Consider the following 23,274-nt stretch of genomic DNA (forward strand, 5'->3'; position numbering starts at 1 on the left):
TGTTATTAAAATAAAGAAGATAAATGCACACAATGAGTTGACGAACCGTTCAAGTTGCACTAAAATTTTACATAATACACAAGTTAACAAGCCAAATTCACAGGAGGATTGCTATGGAACATTTGAAAAACATGGATAACGTATTTATACTGGACCACCCGTTGATTCAGCACAAAATATCCCGTCTTCGCGACGAGAAAACCGGCACAAACGAATTTCGCAACTTAATCGAAGAAATTGCCATGTTGATGGGCTATGAAGCCCTGCGCGATCTTCCTTTAGAGGATGTGGAGGTTAAAACTCCAATTGAAACCTGCATGACGCCTTTTATTTCCGGGAAGAAAATGGCCATTGTTCCTATCCTCCGGGCCGGGCTTGGCATGGTAAACGGCATCCTTGCCCTTGTTCCTTCCGCCAAGGTGGGACACATTGGTTTATACAGGGACCCCAAGACCCATGAACCTCATGAATATTACTGCAAGCTTCCTGAACCCATTGACTTAAGAACCATTGTGGTGGTAGACCCTATGCTGGCTACCGGCGGTTCGGGCGCCGAAGCAGTAAACTTTATCAAGCAGCACGGCGGAAGGCATATTAAGTTTATGTGTATCATCGCTGCTCCGGAGGGCCTTAAGAGGCTGCGGGAGGCCCACCCTGACATTCAGATTTATGTGGGGCACCTTGACAGATGCTTAAATGAGCACGCTTACATTTGTCCAGGCCTTGGCGATGCAGGCGACAGGATTTTTGGGACAAGATAACATCATCCGCTGCCAGACTTTGCGTGTGCGTTAATTTATCAGGTTTAAAAATACAGGGACGGCGTTGCCGTCCCTGTTCCATATTCAGTATCAATCTCCAAATTGCTCACGAAAGAAAATATTCGTTGTATCAAGCTGCCAGTGAAATCAGCTGCTGCGAAGGGGTTATTCCCTTATAGATGAATCTGAGCACATTCATATTCCCACATTCCCACTATTGATACCCGCCGCATTATTTTCTAAAGGCAGCCAGTCCACCACTTTCTTGATATACCGGTTCCAGAAATCCCATTCATGGGCGCCAGGTCCTTCCTCATAATCCACCTTGATCCCCAAGCCCTCCAGATATTCCTTAAAGTCTCTGTTTGGGCCAAGGAGGGTATCTTCCAGCCCGCAGGCCATAAAGATACGTGGAATCTCCACCTTCTTTTCTACTAATTTTGCGGCAAGCCACTTAGGGTCTTTGTCGCTGTCCTTCGCCTTGGCCAGATCTCCAAAAACACCTTCCGCATACGCCCTGCTTTCTATAAAAGCAGGGGTGTCATTGGTTCTGTTTTCAATTCCGTCAATGATAAGCGCCGAGGAGAGCGCCGCTATATGTCCAAATGTTTCATGGTACTTTAATCCATTGCGGATTGCACCGTAACCTCCCATAGACAAGCCGCCGATGCAGGTATCTTCTCTTTTGTCGGAAAGCGGGAACATCTTCCTGGTTATTTCTACCAATTCCTTTCCAACAAATTCTCCATACATATTATTTACACCGCTCTGGTCTACATAGAACATATTGTCGCCGGAGGGCATCACCACCGCCAGATCTTTTTTCTCCGCCCAGCGCTGGATGCAAGTGCCTGAGAGCCAGTCCGTATAATTTCCAAATACGCCGTGCAGCAGATATAAGGTCTTAAACTTGCTCTCTTTCTTCTTTGGCATTCCTGGGAAAGTGAGCTTATCCACCGGCAAAATTACCTGCATTGGAACCGTTCGCATCAATGATTTTGACATAAAATTAACTTGTATCAGTGCCATATTTTTCCTCCATTCTAAAGCTTGGACTAAGTTTTGCAGACAGAATAACAGGAAAGTTTTCCTTCCTGTTATACTGTTTCGTTATGTTTATCATATCACAAATGGATGATTTATGGTAGAGACCATATTAATATTGCCTTAAAAGAAGTCAATTACATTACTGGTTTTATTCCTCTTATACCTGTATAATGCCAATGGTAAGCAAACATTTCAAACAGAAAGGAGATCCGAATTATGTCAACAGTTGCATTGCATAAAGACACCTACCCTACCACAGGCAGGAAAGAATCATTCACCGAAAAGTTCCTGAAAGCATACAAGGAAAACCAGATAAACATTATTTGCGGATTACTCTTACTGAATGGTTCAACCAATGCTTATTCTCTTTACAAGCTCTTCCATGAGTAAGTAACCGGATTGTACGGACAACAAAATAATGAAAATAAAAAAATGGTCATGTTTCTTTATAAATACATGACCATTTTTATTACAATAAGCACTTTCGCACACTTAAAACAGACTCATTTGTTCATATGCCTCATCCTCAGGGAACCGCTTTAGGTAAGCAAACACTTCTTCCATATTACTTACCATATTATACTTTTTGCATACATCATAAAACAGTTTCATAAGTTCTCTGTTGCGGTCGCTTACAACCTCATAGGCATAGCCGTATTTTTGATGATATTTCTCTCTTAACCCCGGAAAATTTTTGTGCAAAGCCTCATAAAAATACTCCCTGTCCCCTTCCCGAAGCGTCACCCCAATGCCAAAGCAGACAATACCGTAAACGCCCGCCTTCACGCAGTAATCCAAAATCCCCTCCACATTTTCCCTTGTGTCATTGATGAAGGGTAAAAGAGGACTCATCCATACAACGGTAGGGATTCCGATTTCCCGCATAATCTGTAACACCTCAAAACGTCTTTTTGTGGTACAGACATTTGGTTCCAATATCCGGCACAGCTTTTCGTCATAAGTGGTAAGGGTCATCTGCACTACACATTTTGCCTTTTGGTTGATACTTTTTAAAAGCTCTAAATCCCGCAAAATCCTGTCAGACTTGGTCAGTATGGCTAGGCCGAACCCGTACCGGTCTATTATTTCCAGGCAGCTTCTTGTAAGCTGCAGCTGTTCCTCGCAATGCATATAAGGATCGCACATGGCTCCTGTACTAATCATGCAGCCCTTTGCAGATCTTTTTTGTTTCGCCCGCAGGGCCTTTTCAAGCAGCTGCGGCCCATTGCGCTTTACTTCTATATCCTCAAAATCATGCTTCATCTGGTAGCACTTGCTGCGGCTGTCACAGTAAATACAGCCGTGGGTGCAGCCCCGGTACAGATTCATGCCATTTTGAGGTGATAAAATTCCCTTTGCGTCTACAAAATGCACCGTTTATTCCTCCATCTTCCCTGGCGCGGATTTGAAAGTTGTAGGTCTATTTATGATAACAGTTCAGTCTGCGGTCCTCCCACACTCCCACATTTTTCCGATAAACCGAAACAGACAAAAAATAGCACAGCAGGAATATCGCAAGTACCGCAAGCACACTCACTACGTTGATAATACGCAAGTCCGCCTGCATCATAAGCTCCAGAGCATGGACAGAGAAGTAAGAAGAAATTCCCATGACCACAAAGGGCAGAGCATAAGCCACCCCCAGCTCATTTGCAATAGATTTTTGCAGCACTTTATCGCTCATTCCCATTTTTCTTAAAACCAGATAACGCTCCTGTTCCTCGAAGGAATCATTGTACAGCTTCATAAACATAATGCTCCCGCTTGCAAGAATAAAGACCATGAACATAAAGATGCAAAGAGAATACGATATTTTGATCCATTCCATCGTATCCTTAGATGGATCCATGGAAACTGTGCCAATAAAAGCATCGCCGCTATCCGCCATAAGCTCCCGCAGGGATTCCTTCACCGCCCCAAAAGCGCTCAGATCTTCAATCCTGTAATTATAAGTGTACACTTTCTCCCCAATGGACGCCAGTTCTTCAAATTCCTCATCCTTTACAACATAGAAGCTAATCTTATCCTGTAAGTACCCCATATAAGGAATGTTTGTCTCCTCAATCTGCTGATAAGCCTTGCCGCCTATTGTCACACTGATGTGGGAACGGTCCGTAATCAATGTAAATAGAGACAGGTGAGAAGCTCTGACCACCTGGCCACTTTGGGGCTCCTTCAGGGTAAATGCAAGCCCTACATCCCCAGCCAGCTTTTTCAAATCCGAATATGCGGCCAGCGCATATGTGCCATAGTTTTCGTTTGCCACAACCGTATCCCCTCTAAGGGCTATAATCGGTATTTCCGAGCTATATGCGATTTTCGTATCTTCCTCAATGATTCCTCTTATCTTTTCATCTAACCCCCGCTGGTGGCTTAGTACCTGAAAAGTATACACGCTCTCAAAAATTCTGATATTGTCATATCTTTGTTTCATGGAAAAGCCTGTTGCAAGCGCAGTGACAGAGCACAAGGTCAAAATACACACCATGGCATAGGTACGGTAATTCTTTTTCAACCGAAACACTACACTGTTAATCCAAAGGCACCGTCCTTTTCCATAAAGGAACCGCTTATTCCCTGCAAGCCCCTGGAAGATAAAAGGAATCAGGCCGCCAAAAAGCAGGTAAACTCCTATGACTACTAAAACCACCGCCAAAAAAAGATTTCCAAACACATTAAAGCCATCATCGCTTTCCCTGACCGCCAGATAAAATCCTGTTCCCAAAACGCCCGTTCCTGCGATTGCTTTCAAAAAAAGAACCCTTGTTTTTTGTTTCACGTATTCGTTTTGCTTTGCCCCCGAAAGCATGCTCAGCACGCTGCTTCTTACAATATTCACATAGCCTTTCAGGACAAAAACCAGATACACCGTCAGATACATTCCTGTTGTGATCAAAACCGGCCGCAAGCCAAAATGAAAATCGATTTCCACCGCAATATCCGAAAGAGCCAGTAAAATCATCTGGAACAGTCCTGCAGTGAGCATTCCGGAAAGTATTCCAAATACCAGTGCGGATGCGCCTATCAAGGCTGTCTCAATGGCATACAGCTTACCGATTTTTTGATTGGACAATCCCATAAACACATAGGTTCCTATTTCCTTCTTCCGTTTTGTCAAAAATACATTTGTTGCGTACCAGATGAAGAAAAACATGAAACACACCAGCACAAAGGAAGTTACATGTACGACAATATCCGTGTAATTTTTATTTTTGTCTCCCAGGACCGCCAGGCTGTCAGAATAAACAATGTTTTGAAAATGAAAGAAAATCAGTATGGTAAAGGCCATTGAAACCACCAGGGACAGATAATTTCCAAAGCTGTTTTTAAAATTCAGAAGTGCCAATTTCGTCATTCGCATAAAAAATCACCTCCCATGGAAGTCTGCACATCCATAATTCTGTCGTAAAATTCTTTTCGCTCTCCTCCTTTACTTACCCTGCATTTGATCATACCATCGCTTAATATATAAACATCCTTCGCATAAGAAGCGCAAAAGGGGTCATGGGTCACCATAAGAATGGTAGCTCGCCCTTCCTCATTTATCTTTTTTAAGCATTCCAAAAGCTCTCTGCCGGACTTAGAGTCCAGCGCCCCGGTGGGCTCGTCTGCAAATATGATTTCCGGGTTGGTAATAAGCGCGCGGCAGGCCGCCCCTCTTTGCTTCTGTCCCCCGGAAAGCTGATAAGGATATTTTTTCAAATGCTCCGTAAGGCCAAACATGCCGCTAAGCTCCTGCGTCCTTTTGATACACGCTTTAGGCGAAACACCGCTAAGAGATAAGGGCAATGCAATATTATCCTGCAGCGTCATAGTGTCAAGCAGATTATAGTCCTGGAAAATAAAGCCTATCTTATCCCTCCGCAGCTTTGACAATTCCCTGTTGGATATTCTGGTGATATCCATGTTGTCCAAAATGACCGCCCCCAGGGACGGCTTGTCAATGGTGGAAAGGATGTTTAAAAGCGTGGTTTTTCCTGAGCCTGACGGCCCCATAATTGCAATAAAATCATTTTGATAAATGGTCAGCTCAATTCCCTTTAACGCCTTCGTCTGGAAATCCTTTGCACCGTAATTTTTTACCAGATTTTTCACTTCTACTACTTTGTTATTCATATTGGCATCCTCCATGCTGCGACAACCCATAAATGAGACAGCACTAAACTTATGATTGGTTATCGCCCATTTTTTTAATCTTCTACATCGGAGCAAACCCTGTCCATACCTTCCGTATTTATTATAATGCCGACTCGCAGAGCGTGACAGCGTTTGTTCCGATGCTGCCATTATAAAATAACCAGTATAAAAAATCCTTACAAACCCATTACAAAGCGGCCCTAAAGCTTACAATTTTTGTTAGAAAGCATGATATCTTCCGCAAGTTTAAAAGCAATCTCCATGCAGCGCACCTGAAAATTAATCCCTCGGCTAAAACTGCGTATACTTTATCAAAATCATAAGCACATTCTTCTGCAACCTGATAGTTTTTTTAATATATATCGATATTTTCCTCAAGGTCAGTGGCAATTTCCTCCGGGGTATTATTTTTTCGCAGCATCCTGCACACAATCTGAATCAGCTTCTTATTCTCCCCTTTTATAATTCCTTCTTCCATCCCCGCTGCATGTCCTTCATCCCTGGCATACGCCTTTTCTTCCCAAAACTGCATATATTTCACTCCCATCTTTTCCGACTTTCTTATTTTCTTTACCCGATTGTGAATAAGCCTTATCCTGCTGCTTTTTGTTCTGTCTGCCATTTCATCCCCTAAATAAGTCAAAAGGCGCTATCAGAATAAAACAACTGTCATTAATCATATTAAAATCCTTACTCCCCGGTTCCAGCAATGACACATCAAGCTGCGCCTGATAATAACGGCTTCTTTTTTTCAAATTACCAGTATCTACTTTCTGCATTTCAGTGTAGTAGAGTATTCTTTTTTTATCCATGCTTACTACATCCAGCCTGATTTGCCGTAGCTCTGGCGATACCTGTATCTCTTTTTCTGTTTCCGGATTATCGATTAAGTAAATCTCACTTTCTAACAAAATACTAACTGCTGCCTGATAAGCCTCCTTATCCTCCATTGTCTCATCAAATAAAAACCTGTCTACCAGATTTAATTTCTCCAATTTTGTAACTACATTTTTTACCATACATTTTCCTCCTTCCGCAGGAAAATGTCATTTAGTAAAACCAAGAAGATATATCAATAGCTAAAATACAGCTCAAAAATACCCTTGCATCCCTTCCATCATTCTTACATATTTCCTGCTCTATTTAAATTGTTGGATTTTTAAAAGCAGGATTTCGAGAATATCAAACACTGCTACGCTTCGCGGGTCAGCTTGTTGAGCAAACACTGCCCCACTTCACATATCAGATTATTGATTAAGAATAGATTATTCTAAGACACAGCATTGCTGTTATATAAGCTTTCGCTTAAAGAAATCATTTGCTTTGAATAAAGTATAGCATAATGAAATTTATTTTTATACAACTCACTTATAAATATTTCATTCACGATAACATAGGATTCCTTTTCATGGGTCAGGATTACGCATGAACTACACTTTTCCGGATAGCCTATTAAGTCAATTTCAAGAAATCGCTATCGTAAATCTGGTATAAACGCCGTATTCACTTTCCACGCTTATTTCATGCTCCAGTTTCTCCGCGATTTTAGACACCATATAAAGTCCCATTCCTGTTGACTTGTATTTTCCATTATGGTAGTTATTTCCCGTAAACCCTTTTTCAAAAATTCTTTTTAAATCGCTGTCTTTGATGCCTTCTCCATTATCCTCCACAAAAAGTACGGTTTTTTCTCCCTGTCTCTCGGCCCAAATGTGAAGTTCTGGTTCCTTGCCGGAATATTTAAGGGCATTGTTAATGAGCTGGTCTAAAATATAGACAAGCCATGCAGGGTCTGTGTAAACATATAAATCCTCCACCTGCACGGTTAATGCAAATTTTTTTCGGATCAGGAAAAACTGATTATTTCTCACAGATGTTTTCACGCATTCCGGCAAGAGAGTTTTCTTTACCTGCAAATCAAACAAAGGACTTTGCAGCTTACAGCCCAGCATCATAGAATTAATCTGCTGGTTCATCCTCTCTAGCGGCTCCCTCATATCCCTTCTTAACTTCCCGTCCTCAATCTTCTCCTCCATCAAAAGGCAGGTGGAAAGAGGAATTTTAAATTCGTGGCACCACTTTGCCACATAATCCTGCAGCTCGCAGCTTTCCTGAAATTGCTCCTGTATTCTTTCCAGCAGTATCCCCACATCATGCTCTGCAATGTCCCTGTTTTCAAAGACCTCTAAAGTCGGAAGTATATCACAAATCACATCATCCTGCTGTAAAAGCCATTCTTTCCGCATCCTTTCTTTCCTGTAATGCATAAAATCACTCCCCGCAAAAATCAAAAAGGCAACTACGAAAAGAAGGTCGAAATACAGCAGATACTCTGTCTGTTTCTCCTGCATCAGAAGCAGAAAATACAAGTTGGAAAAGGAAAATATCGCCAGGCAAAAGAAATAATATTTCCGGCATCTTCTAAGATGACTCATACTATAAAATATCCCTGCCCTTTCTTCGTTCCTACTATGTCCTCACCACAGGCTGCTTTCACCTTTGCCCGCAGTCTGCTGATTACGGTTGTGAGCGTCCCATCTGAAACATACTCATCCGTGTTCCAAAGTTCCATCATCAAATCTTCTCTGGTTACCACATCCGGTCTACACTCTGTCAATCTGGCCAATATCCTTCTCTCCGATCTGGTCAGTTCTACTTCCTTTCCTTCATAAACTAAAATATGAGAAACCGGTTCAAAACAAAGACCTGGTTTTATTAAAAGCTGCTCCTTTACCTTATACTCATAAGTTCTTCTTAACATTGCTTCTATTTTCGCCCGCAGCAAATCCAGCCGGAAAGGCTTTTCCACATAATCGTCTCCGCCCTGAGCCATTGCCATAATCTTATCTTTATCATCATTGCGGCTACTGATATAGAGAATCGGCACCGCAGAAATCTGCCTGATTTGTCTGCACCAGTAAAAGCCGTCATAGTATGGAAGGTTAATATCCATAAGTACCAAATGCGGCTTACATTCCGCAAAATCTTGCAGGATATCATCATACCTTTTTGCAATATCTGTGTCATATCCCCATTTTGTCAAAAAGGAGCTGATTTCTCCCGCTAACCCTTCATCATCCTCCACAAGCATGATTTTCATTTTAGTCCCCCATTCTTGCCAGCAACCCGCAATTTGGGCGCAAGCACAAATCTGCACTGCTTTCACACATAGGCAGTTGAATCAACACGCAGACGCTAATCTTCCATGCTCCCAATCGTTTGCAGCTTTTCCTGATACTCCGTTTTTAAATCCTCCACCAAATAAGCCACACTCATACAGTGCATGTCGGAAATGCCATCCTTCATAAGCTGGTAAACTTCCGAATGATAAAAAAATTTCAGAGCCTCATCCAAAGTAAGACGCATCCGCTCTGCAAAATTCTTCACAACATCTGTATACTTCATCTGTAAAATTTGCGGGTCGGCATTCATAGTTTTTCGCTCCTCTCAAAACGTAAATATTGATTTATTATATCCTGCTTTTTGAAACCAATCTGACAATTAGGTTTTTCAAACCGCAGTCTGTCCAAAGCCGCATCTTTATCTATATAACCTTTAAAATATAATTCACAGGTATTAAAAACTTTATCATTTGCTATACCGCCAATTACCACATCATATTCTAAGGTGTCTTCTCCCATCCTGCATTTTGTAATAAAATCCAGTAAACTTCTCGCACCATTTTTGAGCCTGTTCATATAATGGCGTTGTATAAAAACCGCAGCCAAAATCAAGATTTTTTCGTGAATGAATTACATCCGGCTTTAGAATCTCTAAGTCAGAACCATGATATAAAATCATATTTATACCCCCTGCATGCTGCAAGCCGTGCTTACAATACCGCACCAATAAAATAGTTTAAAAAAAGCTTTAAATTTTAACCTCTTTTTCCTTCATATATGAAATAATATCATCCACAATGTATGCTTTGCTCTGCGAATGCAGCGCGTCATAGCAAGGTATAATATAATGGTTCAAAATATCACTTTTTTCAGTTAATGCATCATATACCTTTTCTGCACTTACCCCAAGATGAATTGCCACATTTTCGATGCAGAAAATGGCAAAAGGAAGTTCATCCACATTACAAATTGGCTGTTGTTCTAGATTAGCCATGTCTCCTCCTTGCTAAGTAAGAAAATATAGTTAACACCTCATATCAATATCATAAAAATGGAAACCTAGGAATCATAAGTTCATTTTGTGCAACTTCATTGTATCAAACCATATATAAAATTCCAACTATAACTTATGGACAAGCACCGCCATACATCGCGATACAGCTTATCGTAATAAAACCGGCAGAATCAAACTCTGCCGGTCTCATACTTAAAAACCACATCTATTTCCCTTAATCTACTTTCAGAATCAATTCCAGAATCCTCTTTCCACAGATTTCCATTTCCTCTCTTGAAAGAACGCCCTTTTCTTTGGCTTCAAGCAGCTTATCAGGGTATCCGCAGGCCATTTTCACATCATTGCCGGCCTTCACTTCCTTATAATGTTCTCCATAGGTCCACCAGTCTGTAGTAACCATACCCTCAAAGCCCCATTCATCCCGGAGGATTCCGGTAAGCAGGTCTTTGTTTTCGCTTGCCCTGTGGCCGTTGATAATGTTGTAGGAGGACATAATGGTCCATGGCTGCGCCTCTTTCACAATCATCTCAAAGGCTTTGATATATATTTCACGGATTGCGCGCTCAGAAGCCCTTGAATCGGAATCCTTCCGGTTGGTCTCCTTATTGTTCAGCGCAAAGTGCTTCACGCTGGTACCAATCCTGTTGGACTGAACTCCCTTAACTAAAGCTGCCGCCTGTTTTGCCGTAAGGAAGGGATCCTCTGAATAATACTCAAAATTTCTGCCGCACAGGGGACTCCTGTGAATGTTAATAGCAGGCGCAAGCCAAACGGCTATGTTGTTTTCCTTTACTTCCTTCCCGGCCGCAATACCAATCTGCTCTGTCACCTGGCTGTCCCAAGTGCAGGCGAGAAGGGTGGCGCAGGGCCATGCAGTTGTGCAGACGCCGCAATCGGCAAGAATACGGAGTCCTGCAGGGCCGTCCGCCGTCATAATATTGGGAACGCCGTATTCGCCCAGATTGCCAAACCCAAAGGTGTTTGCCACGCCTAAGTTCGGCTGGCCTCCTAAAAGCTCCGCCAGCTCTTTATCCGGAAGGGCTTTTACAAAGGCGTCTAAGGTCATCTTCCCTTTGAAGACATCCAATAGCTGAAATTTTTCATCCTCTTCTCTCCTGAAATAAGGCTCTCTTGCCTTTTCTGCAGGCACAATATAGGTTGCGGAACCCTCTTTATGCTTTTCAAAAATGCTGTCATCCGGATCATTAGGCGTTATAATAGGAAGTTCCTCAAAACTGCCGTCCGCAAGCATACGCTTCTTTAAAGAAGTAGGCGCCATTTTTTCCGAAAGCTGTCTTGTAACCGTATCTTTGTCCAAATCATACACATAATCTGCTTTCTCGGTATCTCTCACAGAAGTTCCTACATAAAAATGGTACTGGCCTTTTTCTAACACCCAGGCTGACTTAGCCACTTTTCCAAGGTCATCATAGCTTGCCATGTCATTTACCTGAAAGGAAATGAAAATACTCTGGCTCTCCCCTGGTTTAAGCAGTCTTGTCTTCTGGTAGCCTGCTAATACTCTGGCCGGTTTGCCCAGCTTGCCCTGCGGCGCACTGTAATAAACCTGTACCACTTCCCTGCCCTCTTTCTTGCCTGTATTACAGACTGTGGTCTGGGCCGTAATGCATCCTCCATCCAGCCTCACCACAGGCTTTGAAAGAGCAAAGCTCGTGTAGGATAAGCCAAAACCAAAGGGATAATTTACCCTTTCCTTTTTACCCGGTATTGTTTCAAAATAGCGGTATCCTACATAAATATCTTCTATATAATCCACATAATCCTGGGATTCGTGAAAGGTTTCCGTTGAAGGGTAGTCTGAAAGCTCCTTGGCAAAGGTGTCCGAAAGCTTACCGGAGGGGTTTCCTTTACCCACAATCAGCTCGGCCGCTGCCAGGCCCCCTTCTATGCCGCCCTGCCAGGCCATCAGGACAGACTGAATCTTGTCTTCTTCGTGGAACCATTCCGTATCTACCATGCCCCCCACATTCATCACTACGATTACCTTGGAAAATGCGCCTTTTACCTTTTCCACCATAGCTTTTTCAGCCCCTGTCAGGTAAAAGTCTCCGTCCTCAAAAACCTTTTCGGATTTTTGAACCATGTCCTCGCCTTCCCCGGAAATGTCCAGCTTCTGGCCCTTATATGCTTTTCTGTCCCATCCCTCTCCTGAGAAACGGCTGATAGAAATAATAGCCGTGTCCGTAAACCGGGCAGCCTGTGCTACAAGCTCATCGCTCAGCTGCGGCTCTACCGTAAGGCCGGGCTCCATCCCCTCAGCGTACTGCTTTTCCACTTCTTTATTGTAGAAATCCGCCGTCTTATCAAAAATCTCCACCAAATCCTTCTGCAGGGAAAGGCCCTCATAAAAATTCCGAATGTAAGAAACGGTCACGTCTCCGCTGCCGCCCCCGCCTTTCACATAATCAAAAGCGCCTTTGCCAAAAAGGGCCACTCTGCTGCCTCTGGCTAAAGGTAAAACCCCCTGTTCGTTCTTTAACAGAACCATACCTTCCTTAGCCGCTCTTTTGGACAGGTCAATGTGCTCTTTTGACGCCGTTACTCTTGCCCCGTTTTCGCCCAGTCCAACTCCCGGCTGAAAACGGCTCCTTACCCATTTTTCCATTTGAATTCTCCCTTCTCTTATAAAAATTCTAAAATTGTTTACAACAATCAGGGATGGACTACCACCTTGATGGACTCGCTGCTCATCTGCATTTTGATGCCATCCTCTAAATGTTCCAAATCGTAGCTGTGGGTAATCAGTTTTTTGATTTCCAGCCTTCCGGCATTGATCAAATTCACCGCTCTCTGGTGCGTATCCGGGTTAATGATGGAACCTACTATTTTCAGCTCCTTTTTAAATACGTCAAATAAAGGCAGCTGCACGGTAGAATCCACGCCGGGCACACTGAAAAACAAAATAGTTGCCCCTAGCCCTGCTACTGCAAGGGCCTGTTTTGCCGTAATCGGATTACCTGCACATTCAATCACTACATCTACAATGCCTTCCCCAAGTACTTCTTTTATTCTTCCCTGCAAATCTTCATGAATGGGATCGATTGCCGCATCAGCACCTACCTCCAACCCAATTCTACGCCTTCCCTCCACAGGCTCGCTCAAAATAACACATCCTGCGCCACAGATTCTGGCCATCTGAACCATCAAAAGCCCGATAGTGCCTCCGCCGATTACACATACATTCTGTCCCGGCTTAATTTGGGCCAAATCTATACCGTGAATCACACAGGCAAGAGGCTCTGCCATTGCCGCCACATCAAAGTCAATATCTTTATTTACCTGAAAACATTGGGACTGCGGACACACCGCATACTCCGCAAATCCTCCGTTGGTGTTAACGCCCAGGGCAAAAAGATGCTCGCAGTTCTGCTTATGTCCCATACGGCAGGGCATACATTTGCCACAATATATATTGGGGTCTAAGGTCACATGGTCGCCCACTTTAACTTTGGTCACCTTAGGGCCAACCTTCTCCACAACGCCGGCGAACTCGTGTCCTAACACCACCGGCGGCACCGCATCCGCCGACCCCGGCTCCCCACGGTAAATATGTACATCCGTTCCGCAAATGCCGCACGTTTTGCTGCGCACCAAAACGTCCTCGTCCCCCAGCTCGCCTATGTTCATATCCCGAACTTCAAACTTAGGACTTGCATCCGCCCCTAAAAAAAATGAACCTTTCATATTGTCTCCTTTCAGACTTTGTATGCTGTATTATCTTTTAAAATCATACCATACCAAAGTCCTATCTTCAAGCAACATAAGGGTTCTTTCAATATCAAATTTAACCGTTCAGCCCGTGGCTTTGCTGTTGCGAAATCTACCCATTCCAAATCGTCTGCGGCTGGGGGAATCACTTCATCATCTGTAGCACCATCTGCGCTGTCTCTACCATATTGGTGCCGCTGTCCATACTGCACTTTTGTATGTATCTGTGGGCTTCTTCCTCTGTCATATGATTGCACTTCATCAAAACTTCCTTTGCCTCTTTGATCAGGTCCGCCTCCTTTGCGTTTCTCTCTCTGGGCTTTGCCTTCCGTCTGCGCCGCTTTAATTCTATGGCCTGTATCATCCTATCAGCCATATGAATCAGTTCATGTATTTTAACCGGCATGGCCAGGCACATAACATCGCTTTCCACCATGCCTGCGCCGATTACCTGCTTTGAGGCCAGCAAAAGTATTTCAAAGCTAGACGGGAGATATTCCTGCAGCTGGGTATACATCATATCCGCCATTTTGTACCCGCAAATAACGATACCATCGTTTAAACTGTCAGCAAGCGCAAGCACCTGTGCCCCTGTTGTACATGCTCCGACCACCGAAATGCCGTTTCTGACCAGAACATTTTTCATATTTTTAGCATCCTCTATCTTAGGGAGGGCTACAATCACACTGGTCATGTGTACACCTCCTTGCTTTTCAAACCCGCCTGTTGTCTTAGAATTGGTTCAGGTATTGATTGATTTCCCAATCCGTAACCTGTGCGCGGTAGTCCGCCCATTCCGCCTTCTTTGCCTCAATATATTTTTCCGACACATGCCTGCCTAAAGTCTCCTGGACAAATTCATCTTCCTCAAGAGCGTAAACTGCCTCTATCAATGTGCCCGGTATGGCCTCAATGCCAAGCTTTTTCTTTTCCTCCTTTGACATTGTAAAGATATTGCGGTCTACGCTTGCCGGCGGGGTAACTTTATTGGCAATGCCATCCAGTCCGGCCCGCAGACACACGGCCAATGCCAGATAAGGATTGGCGGCAGGATCCGGGCAGCGCAGCTCAATCCTTGTACCCTCGCCCCTTACAGCCGGAATACGGATCAGCGGGCTTCTATTTGTGGCGCTCCATGCAATATAAACCGGCGCTTCATAACCGGGCACCAGTCTTTTGTATGAATTTACAAGGGGATTTGTAATGGCCGTCATTCCCTTCATGTGCTTCATAATGCCGCCGATAAAATAGTAAGCTTCTTTGCTTAAGCCAAGTTCGTCAGATGGATCGTCAAAGATATTTTTCCCATCCTTTGACAGGGACATATTGATGTGCATACCGGAGCCGTTTACACCATATTTAGGCTTGGGCATAAAGGTGGCATGCAGTCCGTGCCGCTTGGCAATGGTCTTGACCGCCAGCTTAAAGGTCATAATATTGTCAGCGGTTGCCAATGCTTCGTCATATTTAAAATCAATCTCATGCTGGGCAGGGGCTACCTCATGGTGGGAGGCTTCAACCACAAACCCCATATCTTCCAGGGTCAGCACCATATCCCTTCTTGCATTTTCTCCTAAATCCAAAGGCCCTAAATCAAAGTATCCTGCCTTCTCATGGGTCAGCGTTGTAGGCATACCGTTTTCATCCGTATGGAACAGGAAAAACTCGCATTCCGGCCCCACCTCAAACTTATATCCCATACGCTCCGCCTCTTTTACGGCGCATTTTAAAATATACCTTGGGTCTCCCTCAAATGGCTCTCCATTCGGACGGTATACATCACAAATCAATCTGGCTACCTTGCCCTGCTGGGGTCTCCATGGGAAAATTTCTAATGTGCTTAAATCCGGGTATAAATACATATCCGATTCCTCGATTCGGGCAAAGCCTTCTATGGAGGATCCGTCAAACATGCACTTATTATCTAACGCCTTTTCAAGCTGGCTGGCTGTAATCGCCACGTTTTTAAGACAACCGAACATATCCGTAAACTGCAGTCTGATAAACTCCACGTCCTCATCACTTACCAGCGCCATAATATCTTCCTTTGAAAAATTCTTCCTCATAACTTATCCATTCCTTTCTTTCAGTCAATGCCTCCACTGCACAAGGCGGGGCATCAATCTTGCAGCGCCGCTAAGCGCACACTGTAAGGTATCAAACGCTGTCATGCTTCGCAAGTCAGCTTATTAACGATAAAAGACGTCCGTATAGCAGCGGCTCACTCCACTGCTATAAGAACGCCTTTGTTCCGTATTATGATAGCAGGCCTTTTGTACTTTTGTCAATACCCACTAAACCTTCACAGCAAACGTTACTTTCACACGGCAGCCAGCAAACGAATGCATAGTGACATTATTTATTTTCTTTTGATAAATTGAATATCAATATCACAATCCATTGCATTTGCAATTAAAACCAGCATATCCAGAGAAAAATTGCATTTCCCCTTTTCCAATCTGCAGATGTTTGAACAACTCAAACCCGTTATCTCTGCAACATCGGTTTGTGTCATATTAAGACTCTTTCGTATTGATAGTAACCTTTCAACAGTTTTTTTTCGCACATCCTTCTGGATAGCTTCAATTACAACGTGTTGCTCTCTTTCATTTTTATCATTCATTCCGTTCTTATACTCCCTGCAGTACAGCAGGCATAGCTTGTGGTACTGCCACCGATAAAGAGCTTGGAAGTTTACTTCCAAACTTTTCCTATTCGTCAAATTTTATGATTTTATTTGAAATTGCATTTACTTTTTTATCCAAATTTAATATTCTCTGCATCACTGCATTCTTCCAAAGCTTATCTCTATTCTTTTCAATTAATTCCCAATATACTTCAAAAACTTTTTCTTCCCATACAAACATTTGCCAGCTTCTTTTTTTTGATGCATCATAACTATAATTATATACAACTATCATTTCGATTAACGTAAATGCAACTTTCGCAATTATCTCTAACTGCTCTTTCGAAACACCTTCAAATTCTTTTTCATAAGGATTCGTAGTCAGGACATAATATTCAAAACAATGCTTAATTGTCGTTCTTAATGTATCCCATTCTATATTCTTAAAAAACTTTATATCTTCAGAGGCATACTCTCTTTCTTCCTTGCATACTCTTATCCATTGGATGAACAAATTATTATCTTTAAAATATGGTTCTTCCTCTAATTTTTCCAGGAAACCTTCTAAGTCCGCGTTTAGAGATACTATGACAATATTATCCAGCATATCTGTCGCAAGGTTGCCTATTTCATTATTATCAATAATGAGCTGTTCATCCTTAACATACTGGTTAGCCTTATAATCAGACATTCGCAAAATTTCCCAAAAATTTTTTTCAAAAGTTTTTACTATTTCCAATTCTCTTTCGCTAATCTTATTATTTGCTAATAATCCGTTTCTTTCCATTTCCATCTCCATAATTCGCTTCTAAAATTTTATTATAACTATCAAAATTATCTTTTAACCCAATGTTAAAAGTAGTACGTGATTTACTCTTACAAGCATTAATGCTTTTTAGTACCATATTGTATCTCTGTTCAAGAGCCTTATTCTGTTGCATTGTTAATCCGGACCATTGAGGAATTCTAGACTCTATTTTTTCACTTTCAATATAATACGTAATGTTTTTTAGAACATCGCTGCATTCTTTGTAAATCATTTTCTGGCACTCTTGCATTTCTATTGCATCTGGCAGTTTTACTACATTATGAAATCGCTTTCCCGTTGGAGTCAGAGAAAGAAACATTTCCTTCTTTTGTTCTCTCATAGTAAATAAAGTTGCATTTGCATTGATTATATTTTTCAATCTTCTTTGTTTTATCGGTACCGTTTCAACAACAACTTTTAATTCTACACTTCCCTTTGATGCTATATCCGTAATTTTGTAGAGTTCCTGATATTTTTGCTGTGCCCTTTTAAATTGTTCTTTTTCCTCTCTCCGCTTTCTTTCTTTATAATATTCCGACAACACCCGTTTGAGCTGAGACAAATATACTACGTCATTAAGTGTTTCTATAATCACAATTGACGATTCTTCACTATTTTCGCAAACTTTTGAGAAAACTTTCAACAAGGCCGCATAGCTTTCATTGATACTAATTTCACTCTTCACCAGCTCCTGGAGACAAAAATTTTCGATTCCGCTTTGGAAATACACCCGAATTGCCTGAAATACATCTTCCAGACACCTTTCCTGTTTTGCATTTCTTTCTCCCTTTTCATAAGCAAAATATTCAAAAAAGCCCTCATTTGTTTTCATATCTTTCATATCCATCACCCAATCCATTCAAAGTCAAAAGTTTTGATATCAGTTCCTGGCACTATACGCTTTCCATCAAATTTGATAATGGCTTTATGTCCCATACACACATCTACACAACTACTACAGGTATCCTTTTTATAATAATATTCCAGAACGGATGTCCTCTTTTTCCCTTTCCTCGCCGGCAATGCAATAAATCCAATTGCCTTAGATGGCAATGCTGCCTGCTGTTCTTCCTTCAAACCTCCAACAGCCGAACAAGCATTACAAAGTACAACAATGATATTATAGAGGGACGCTAACGATTCAGCGGTACTTTCCAGGTCAGCAGATGATGAAAAGGCCGGCACTAGAAGTAAATTCACTCGGAGCATCCGCCACAGTAATAACATACTTGGGTCATCTATGTCTTTACATATTCCAATGGCTATTCGTCCAAAGCTTCCGGCCTCTATAATATTATAGGTCTTATTGCTCTTACCAAGAGGATTTAATTTTTCCTGATATTCCCTCTCCTTCCCACTTTCCCCACCTTCATGTCTTTTGGCTATATATGGACAACGTTTATAATGTTTATACACTTCATTGCCACATAAACATATTGTACTATAATTATATCCATCCTCCCATACGCTGCCATTTACCACCATCTCAGGCCTTTCATTCCGCCCTATGCTACACTGTGTCATATTTTCTGTAAACAGCATTTCAGGAAATATGATAAAATCTGTCGCATTTTCTTGCGCTAAGAGCTCGAATAATCGTTTTTGCTTACTGAGTAGTCTTTCTTCTTGTCCTGATTTCATTCCTTCACAAGAAAAATACCTGCCTTCATATCTAATATTTTGAATCTCATCCAAATCAACCTGTGTAAATGGTATTAACGTCAGCTTTATATTATTTTTACCTTCATAATATTTTCCTAACCCACTATCTCCACGCACCCTGGAAACATTTACCGGAAATTCCTCAATCGTCCCCTTTTCCATAATAATATAATTTTTAAAATAGCTGCCCAGCATAGAGCTATTAGATGCCTTAGTGTTCCTCAGCATAGGATAGCCATCATTAGAAAAATTGGCTTGACTTCTTGTCATAAATGTATTGTCCAAAACCGGCAAAATCCTAATATCACTCGTAAAATGTATATTTAATGCTGAATATCTGACAAAATAAGCATTAGAATTCGTACTGTCCGGTACAGGTTCTTCTAAGTCTATGTAATCATCAATTGTTCTGGCTATGTCAAATGCCTGCTCGGGTGTACATTCAAATCCACAAATCATATGTAACTGTTCCAGTAACATAAGCAGTGAATTTCTCTTTCCCTCTATCTCCCGATTTACTATATAGGTATCAACCGCATTTGCAATATCATTATATTTTTCGCTGCCATTTTCAGATGGAGCAAAGTTTCTTTTATCTGCTGCTTCTAAAAGGAACATGCAACAATATGCAAATAGATCATATATATTTTCTATTTGTGGGTTCTTTAGAAATTGATACACAATCCCGGTACCTCCATATTATTTATATATGAAACATATTATCATATATGATAATATGTTTCAACCATGTTCTCAATGGAATCTTTCACAATCCGAACGCGGCCGCCCTCTTATTCCGAAAAAACTTCTTAGCTATAAAGTTTCTAAAGCAACAAGGCATAAATCCCCGCCATAAATAATAATATGATAAAAAGAATGTAACGGGGATAGCCTATGAGCTCCAAAACCAAAATTGTTGTACTTCATCTGAAAGAATTAATATATACCGGCCTGTTTGCACTGCTGGGAATATTATTTATCATTCTCCTCATTATCATGTTTGTACCAAAGGATAAAAAGCAGGAAACCACTATAGAAACACCTTCTGCTGTCTATGTCCCAGGCATTTACACTACATCCCTGGTTTTAAACGACAACGCGGTAGATGTGGAGGTCACCGTAGATGAAACCAACATCAACGATATCCGTATTGTTAATCTGGATGAAGCCGTAACAACCATGTTTCCGCTCCTTGAGCCCTCCTTTGACGACCTGGCAAATCAGATCCTGAAAAACCAGTCGCTGGATAATATCACCTATGCGGACGACAACAAATATACCTCTATGGTTTTATTAAATGCCATTAAATCCTCACTTAGCAAGGCCGCATCGCCTTCACCCTCTGCAGACCCCTCCGCTTCGCCCTCGCCTACATAAGAGTGCTGATGCGCTTACCTGGCATAATTAGGCATAAAACGCGAAGCATTGCTGTTAAAGCTACGGATGCCACGCTTTTCAAGCTGGCTTATTGTAATCAAAAACCCCGCAGTCCACTGTATTGCAGGATACAAAATATCAAGCCTACAATGCAGTGTGCTGCAGGGTAATTCTAAAGTCCTTCCAGCTGCTCCATCCACACCCTTACGCATGCATCGGAAGGCATCCGCAAATCTCCCCTGGGGGACACCGCCACACTGCCCACCTTAGGGCCGTCCGGCAGACAGGAGCGTTTAAACTGCTGGGAAAAAAATCTTTTATAAAAAGTTTTCATCCATTTTAAAATAACCCCATCCTCATACTGCCCTGCAAAGGAAAGCCTTGCAATCCGAAAAATTTTTTCCGGCTCAAAGCCGCAACGCAGCATATAATAAAGGAAGTAGTCATGGAGCTCATAAGGTCCCACCAAATCCTCCGTTTTCTGGGAAATCACACCATCTACCGGCGGAAGCAGCTCCGGGCTCACCGGCGTATCCAGTACATCCAGTAAAATTCCCTTAAGCTTATCATTTCCACAGGTGTCCGCATAGTAGCGCACCAGATGGCGCACCAGGGTTTTAGGAACGCCTGCATTTACCCCGTACATGGACATATGGTCTCCATTGTAGGTGGCCCACCCTAAAGCCAGCTCCGACATATCCCCGGTACCAATTACCATGCCGTTTTCCTGGTTGGCTATATCCATTAAAATTTGGGTTCTCTCCCTTGCCTGGCTGTTTTCGTAGGTTACGTCATGGTTATCCATACTCTGGCCGATATCCCTGAAATGAACGCTCACTGCCTCCCTGATATCCACCTCTTTTAAGGCGGCTCCCAAAATCTCTGTGAGCTTGCAAGCATTCTCATAGGTCCTGTCCGTGGTTCCAAAGCAAGGCATCGTGACAGCAATGATATTTTCCCTGTGGATTTCCAGCATATCAAGGGTTCTTGCGCTTACCAGCAGCGCCAACGTAGAATCAAGTCCCCCTGATACGCCAATTACCACTTTTTTACATCCCGTATGCTCCAGTCGTTTCTTAAGCCCCATGGACTGGATCGACAAAATTTCATCACAGCGCTTTTCCTTCTCATCCTTGTTTTCAGGCACAAAGGGCATCCCGGAAAAGGTTCGCGATAGCTTCGTTTCCTCTTTTTTAAGAGTAAAGGGAACTATCTGATAATCCGGGCAATCACCACATGCAAAGGTATTCATCCTCCTCCGTTCCATCCGCAGCTTATTTATATCAATATCCCCGATAATCGTCTGATTTTCGAACCGCTCCCCCTTCGCAAGCACACTGCCGTTTTCTACAATCATATTATGGCCGCCAAAAACCAAATCCTGGGTGGATTCTCCCTCCCCGCTGCTGCAATATATATACCCCGCAATCAGCTTGGCGCTTGCAGATCTGACCAGCATCTCCCGATAAGTATCCTTATTTACTGTCTCATTGGAGGCGGAAAGGTTCACCAATAAGGTTGCTCCCGCCATGGCATGAGAAATCCCCGGCGCATCCGGCGCCCAAATATCCTCACAGATTTCACAGCCAATCAAAAGTTCTTCCATCCCTTCGCCCTTTAGCAGAATATTGGTGCCAAAAGGAATCTCTTTTCCGTTAAAGTTCACCCAAACAGCCTTTTTATTTCCTGCTCTGAAATGCCGTGTCTCATAAAACTCTCCATAAGACGGGATAAAGGTCTTTGGAATCATACAAAGCACTTCTCCATCGCAGACAGCCGCCGCCACATTGTAAAGCTTTCCCTCTCTCTCAAAGGGCAGCCCCACAAATACAAGCGCATCCTTCCCCTTCGTAAATTCCGCTATCCTGATCAGCTGTTCTTTGCAGGAGGAAAGAAGCCTTTCCTGTAAAAACAAATCTTCGCAGGTATAAGCGCTTATGCAAAGCTCAGGAAAAACAAGCACCTTGGCCCCTTCTCCCATCGCTTTCTCAATTCCCTGGCAAATCTGTTCTCTGTTAAAAATTGTGTCCGCAACCTTCACCTTTGGTGTAACAGCTGCCACTTTAATAAATCCATGCTTCATCTTTATGCCCCCGCATATAAACATCCTTATCTACTTTTGTCCAACAGTTCCTTCAGCTCCTTTACCGAAAACTGATAAGAGGTATTGCAAAAATGGCAGTTCACCTCAATATCCTTATTTTCGGAAATCATTTCTTTGATTTCCTTTTTACCGATACTGATAATCGCCCGCTCAACCCGCTTTTTATCACATCCGCAGTAAAACTGCGCGGGCAAAGTATCCACGATCTCCAAATCCAGTCCTTTTAAGAGAATCCCCAGCATATCCTCAGGGGCTTTTCCTTCATCCAGTACCTTTGTCACAGAGGAAAATTCGGTCAGATTCTTTTCCAGGGCGGCAATTACCTTATCCTCTGTAAAGGGCATCAGCTGCACGATAAATCCCCCGGCCTGCCTGACTGTATTATCTCTTTCCATCAACACACCCAGCCCTACGCTGGAACGCACCTGTTCCGAAGTGGCAAAATAGTAAGTGAGGTCTTCCGCAATTTCTCCTGTCTGCAATGCAGTCTGCCCCACATAAGGCTCTTTTAACCCTAAATCCTTTACGACCCGGAGCATTCCCTTTCCGACTGCGCCTCCCACGTCCAGCTTGCCTAATGCGTTAGGGGGCAGCATTACCTGGGGCTGTATCGCGTAACCCTTTACGTTTCCCTGTCCGTCAGCGGTGACTGTCATCCCCTTTACCGGTCCATCTGCGCTTATCTGCAGGGTGAGTAAATCCTTTTCTCCTTTTAGCATTGCGCCCATCATAACACCGCCTGTCATCAGGCGCCCTAAAGCCGCGCTTACAACAGGGCTGGTATCATGAGCCCTCCTCGCCGCCTCCACCAGATCTCTGGTGGTTGCCGCAAAAGCTCTGATCTGTGCGCCTGCGGCCGTTACCCTGACAATATAATCTGACATAA

General features: G+C 42.8%; 23 protein-coding genes and 1 pseudogene. 3 read left to right on the top strand and 21 right to left on the bottom strand.

The genetic code is table 11. From position 1 onward, the window contains the following. Positions 1–131: 131 nt before the first annotated feature. Complete coding sequence (upp, locus tag D5281_RS08075; protein ID WP_160559705.1) at positions 132–761, top strand: uracil phosphoribosyltransferase; 630 nt, start codon at positions 132–134, stop codon at positions 759–761. Between the two features lie 195 nt (positions 762–956). Here upp and D5281_RS08080 read toward each other — a convergent pair whose 3' ends face one another. Continuing rightward, positions 957–1,790 carry an alpha/beta hydrolase gene (locus tag D5281_RS08080; protein ID WP_160559659.1) on the bottom strand — a complete coding sequence of 278 codons (834 nt, stop codon included), beginning with the start codon at positions 1,788–1,790 and terminating at the stop codon, positions 957–959. A 234-nt stretch (positions 1,791–2,024) separates the two neighbouring features. On the opposite strand from D5281_RS08080, the gene D5281_RS08085 reads away from it, so the two are divergent. Next, positions 2,025–2,198, top strand: coding sequence for a hypothetical protein (locus D5281_RS08085; RefSeq protein ID WP_160559660.1), 174 nt, complete (start codon positions 2,025–2,027; stop codon positions 2,196–2,198). A 102-nt stretch (positions 2,199–2,300) separates the two neighbouring features. Here the strand turns inward: D5281_RS08085 and D5281_RS08090 are convergent, their stop codons facing one another. The 18 genes and pseudogenes from D5281_RS08090 to D5281_RS08170 form a co-directional block, all read right to left on the bottom strand. Beyond that, positions 2,301–3,182, bottom strand: a complete 882-nt coding sequence (locus D5281_RS08090) for an SPL family radical SAM protein (protein ID WP_330584886.1) — start codon at positions 3,180–3,182, stop codon at positions 2,301–2,303. Positions 3,183–3,228: 46 nt separating this feature from the next. Further along, the gene (locus D5281_RS08095; RefSeq protein WP_160559661.1) at positions 3,229–5,169 is read right to left on the bottom strand and encodes an FtsX-like permease family protein; all 1,941 of its coding nucleotides are present in this window, start codon (positions 5,167–5,169) and stop codon (positions 3,229–3,231) included. Further along, positions 5,160–5,924, bottom strand: coding sequence for an ABC transporter ATP-binding protein (locus tag D5281_RS08100; protein ID WP_160559662.1), 765 nt, complete (start codon positions 5,922–5,924; stop codon positions 5,160–5,162). Before D5281_RS08100 ends, D5281_RS08095 begins: the two co-directional genes overlap by 10 nt. Positions 5,925–6,297: 373 nt before the next feature. After that, positions 6,298–6,567 carry a hypothetical protein gene (locus tag D5281_RS25520; RefSeq protein ID WP_277935240.1) on the bottom strand — a complete coding sequence of 90 codons (270 nt, stop codon included), beginning with the start codon at positions 6,565–6,567 and terminating at the stop codon, positions 6,298–6,300. Position 6,568: 1 nt separating this feature from the next. Beyond that, on the bottom strand, positions 6,569–6,964 hold the full coding sequence (locus D5281_RS25525) for a hypothetical protein (protein ID WP_277935241.1): 396 nt from the start codon (positions 6,962–6,964) through the stop codon (positions 6,569–6,571). A 444-nt stretch (positions 6,965–7,408) separates the two neighbouring features. Beyond that, positions 7,409–8,380 carry a sensor histidine kinase gene (locus D5281_RS08110; protein WP_160559663.1) on the bottom strand — a complete coding sequence of 324 codons (972 nt, stop codon included), beginning with the start codon at positions 8,378–8,380 and terminating at the stop codon, positions 7,409–7,411. Continuing rightward, positions 8,377–9,045, bottom strand: a complete 669-nt coding sequence (locus D5281_RS08115; RefSeq protein ID WP_160559664.1) for a response regulator transcription factor — start codon at positions 9,043–9,045, stop codon at positions 8,377–8,379. Before D5281_RS08115 ends, D5281_RS08110 begins: the two co-directional genes overlap by 4 nt. A 95-nt stretch (positions 9,046–9,140) precedes the next feature. Then, the gene (locus tag D5281_RS08120; protein ID WP_160559665.1) at positions 9,141–9,377 is read right to left on the bottom strand and encodes a DUF3791 domain-containing protein; all 237 of its coding nucleotides are present in this window, start codon (positions 9,375–9,377) and stop codon (positions 9,141–9,143) included. Continuing rightward, positions 9,374–9,746: pseudogene (locus D5281_RS08125) on the bottom strand (DUF3990 domain-containing protein). The gene D5281_RS08120 and the pseudogene D5281_RS08125 overlap by 4 nt, the downstream one beginning before the upstream one ends. Before the next feature lie 69 nt (positions 9,747–9,815). Continuing rightward, a complete protein-coding gene (locus tag D5281_RS08130; protein WP_160559666.1) occupies positions 9,816–10,061 on the bottom strand; it encodes a DUF3791 domain-containing protein in 246 nt (81 codons plus the stop codon). Between the two features lie 235 nt (positions 10,062–10,296). Further along, a complete protein-coding gene (locus D5281_RS08135; protein ID WP_160559667.1) occupies positions 10,297–12,708 on the bottom strand; it encodes a glycoside hydrolase family 3 protein in 2,412 nt (803 codons plus the stop codon). A 47-nt stretch (positions 12,709–12,755) separates the two neighbouring features. Next, the gene (locus D5281_RS08140; protein ID WP_160559668.1) at positions 12,756–13,787 is read right to left on the bottom strand and encodes a zinc-dependent alcohol dehydrogenase family protein; all 1,032 of its coding nucleotides are present in this window, start codon (positions 13,785–13,787) and stop codon (positions 12,756–12,758) included. Positions 13,788–13,956: 169 nt separating this feature from the next. After that, complete coding sequence (locus tag D5281_RS08145) at positions 13,957–14,505, bottom strand: ANTAR domain-containing response regulator (RefSeq protein WP_160559669.1); 549 nt, start codon at positions 14,503–14,505, stop codon at positions 13,957–13,959. Between the two features lie 37 nt (positions 14,506–14,542). After that, positions 14,543–15,877: a type I glutamate--ammonia ligase gene (gene glnA / locus D5281_RS08150; protein ID WP_160559670.1), complete on the bottom strand. Its 1,335-nt coding sequence runs from the start codon at positions 15,875–15,877 to the stop codon at positions 14,543–14,545. Positions 15,878–16,170: 293 nt separating this feature from the next. After that, the gene (locus D5281_RS08155) at positions 16,171–16,434 is read right to left on the bottom strand and encodes a helix-turn-helix domain-containing protein (RefSeq protein ID WP_160559671.1); all 264 of its coding nucleotides are present in this window, start codon (positions 16,432–16,434) and stop codon (positions 16,171–16,173) included. Between the two features lie 88 nt (positions 16,435–16,522). Continuing rightward, positions 16,523–17,224: a hypothetical protein gene (locus D5281_RS08160; RefSeq protein ID WP_160559672.1), complete on the bottom strand. Its 702-nt coding sequence runs from the start codon at positions 17,222–17,224 to the stop codon at positions 16,523–16,525. Then, positions 17,196–18,086, bottom strand: coding sequence for a hypothetical protein (locus D5281_RS08165; RefSeq protein WP_160559673.1), 891 nt, complete (start codon positions 18,084–18,086; stop codon positions 17,196–17,198). Before D5281_RS08165 ends, D5281_RS08160 begins: the two co-directional genes overlap by 29 nt. 5 nt (positions 18,087–18,091) lie before the next feature. Beyond that, positions 18,092–19,588, bottom strand: coding sequence for a hypothetical protein (locus tag D5281_RS08170; RefSeq protein WP_160559674.1), 1,497 nt, complete (start codon positions 19,586–19,588; stop codon positions 18,092–18,094). Positions 19,589–19,801: 213 nt separating this feature from the next. On the opposite strand from D5281_RS08170, the gene D5281_RS08175 reads away from it, so the two are divergent. Further along, positions 19,802–20,284 (top strand): hypothetical protein, encoded by a 483-nt coding sequence (locus D5281_RS08175; RefSeq protein ID WP_160559675.1) that lies wholly within the window; start codon positions 19,802–19,804, stop codon positions 20,282–20,284. A gap of 172 nt (positions 20,285–20,456) precedes the next feature. Here D5281_RS08175 and D5281_RS08180 read toward each other — a convergent pair whose 3' ends face one another. Further along, complete coding sequence (locus tag D5281_RS08180) at positions 20,457–22,367, bottom strand: NAD(+) synthase (protein ID WP_160559676.1); 1,911 nt, start codon at positions 22,365–22,367, stop codon at positions 20,457–20,459. 26 nt (positions 22,368–22,393) lie between these two features. After that, the gene (gene hslO, locus D5281_RS08185; protein ID WP_160559677.1) at positions 22,394–23,272 is read right to left on the bottom strand and encodes an Hsp33 family molecular chaperone HslO; all 879 of its coding nucleotides are present in this window, start codon (positions 23,270–23,272) and stop codon (positions 22,394–22,396) included. Between the last annotated feature and the right edge of the window lie 2 nt (positions 23,273–23,274).

The organism is Parablautia muri (assembly GCF_009917485.1).
GTDB classification, from domain to species: Bacteria; Bacillota; Clostridia; order Lachnospirales; family Lachnospiraceae; genus Suilimivivens; species Suilimivivens muri.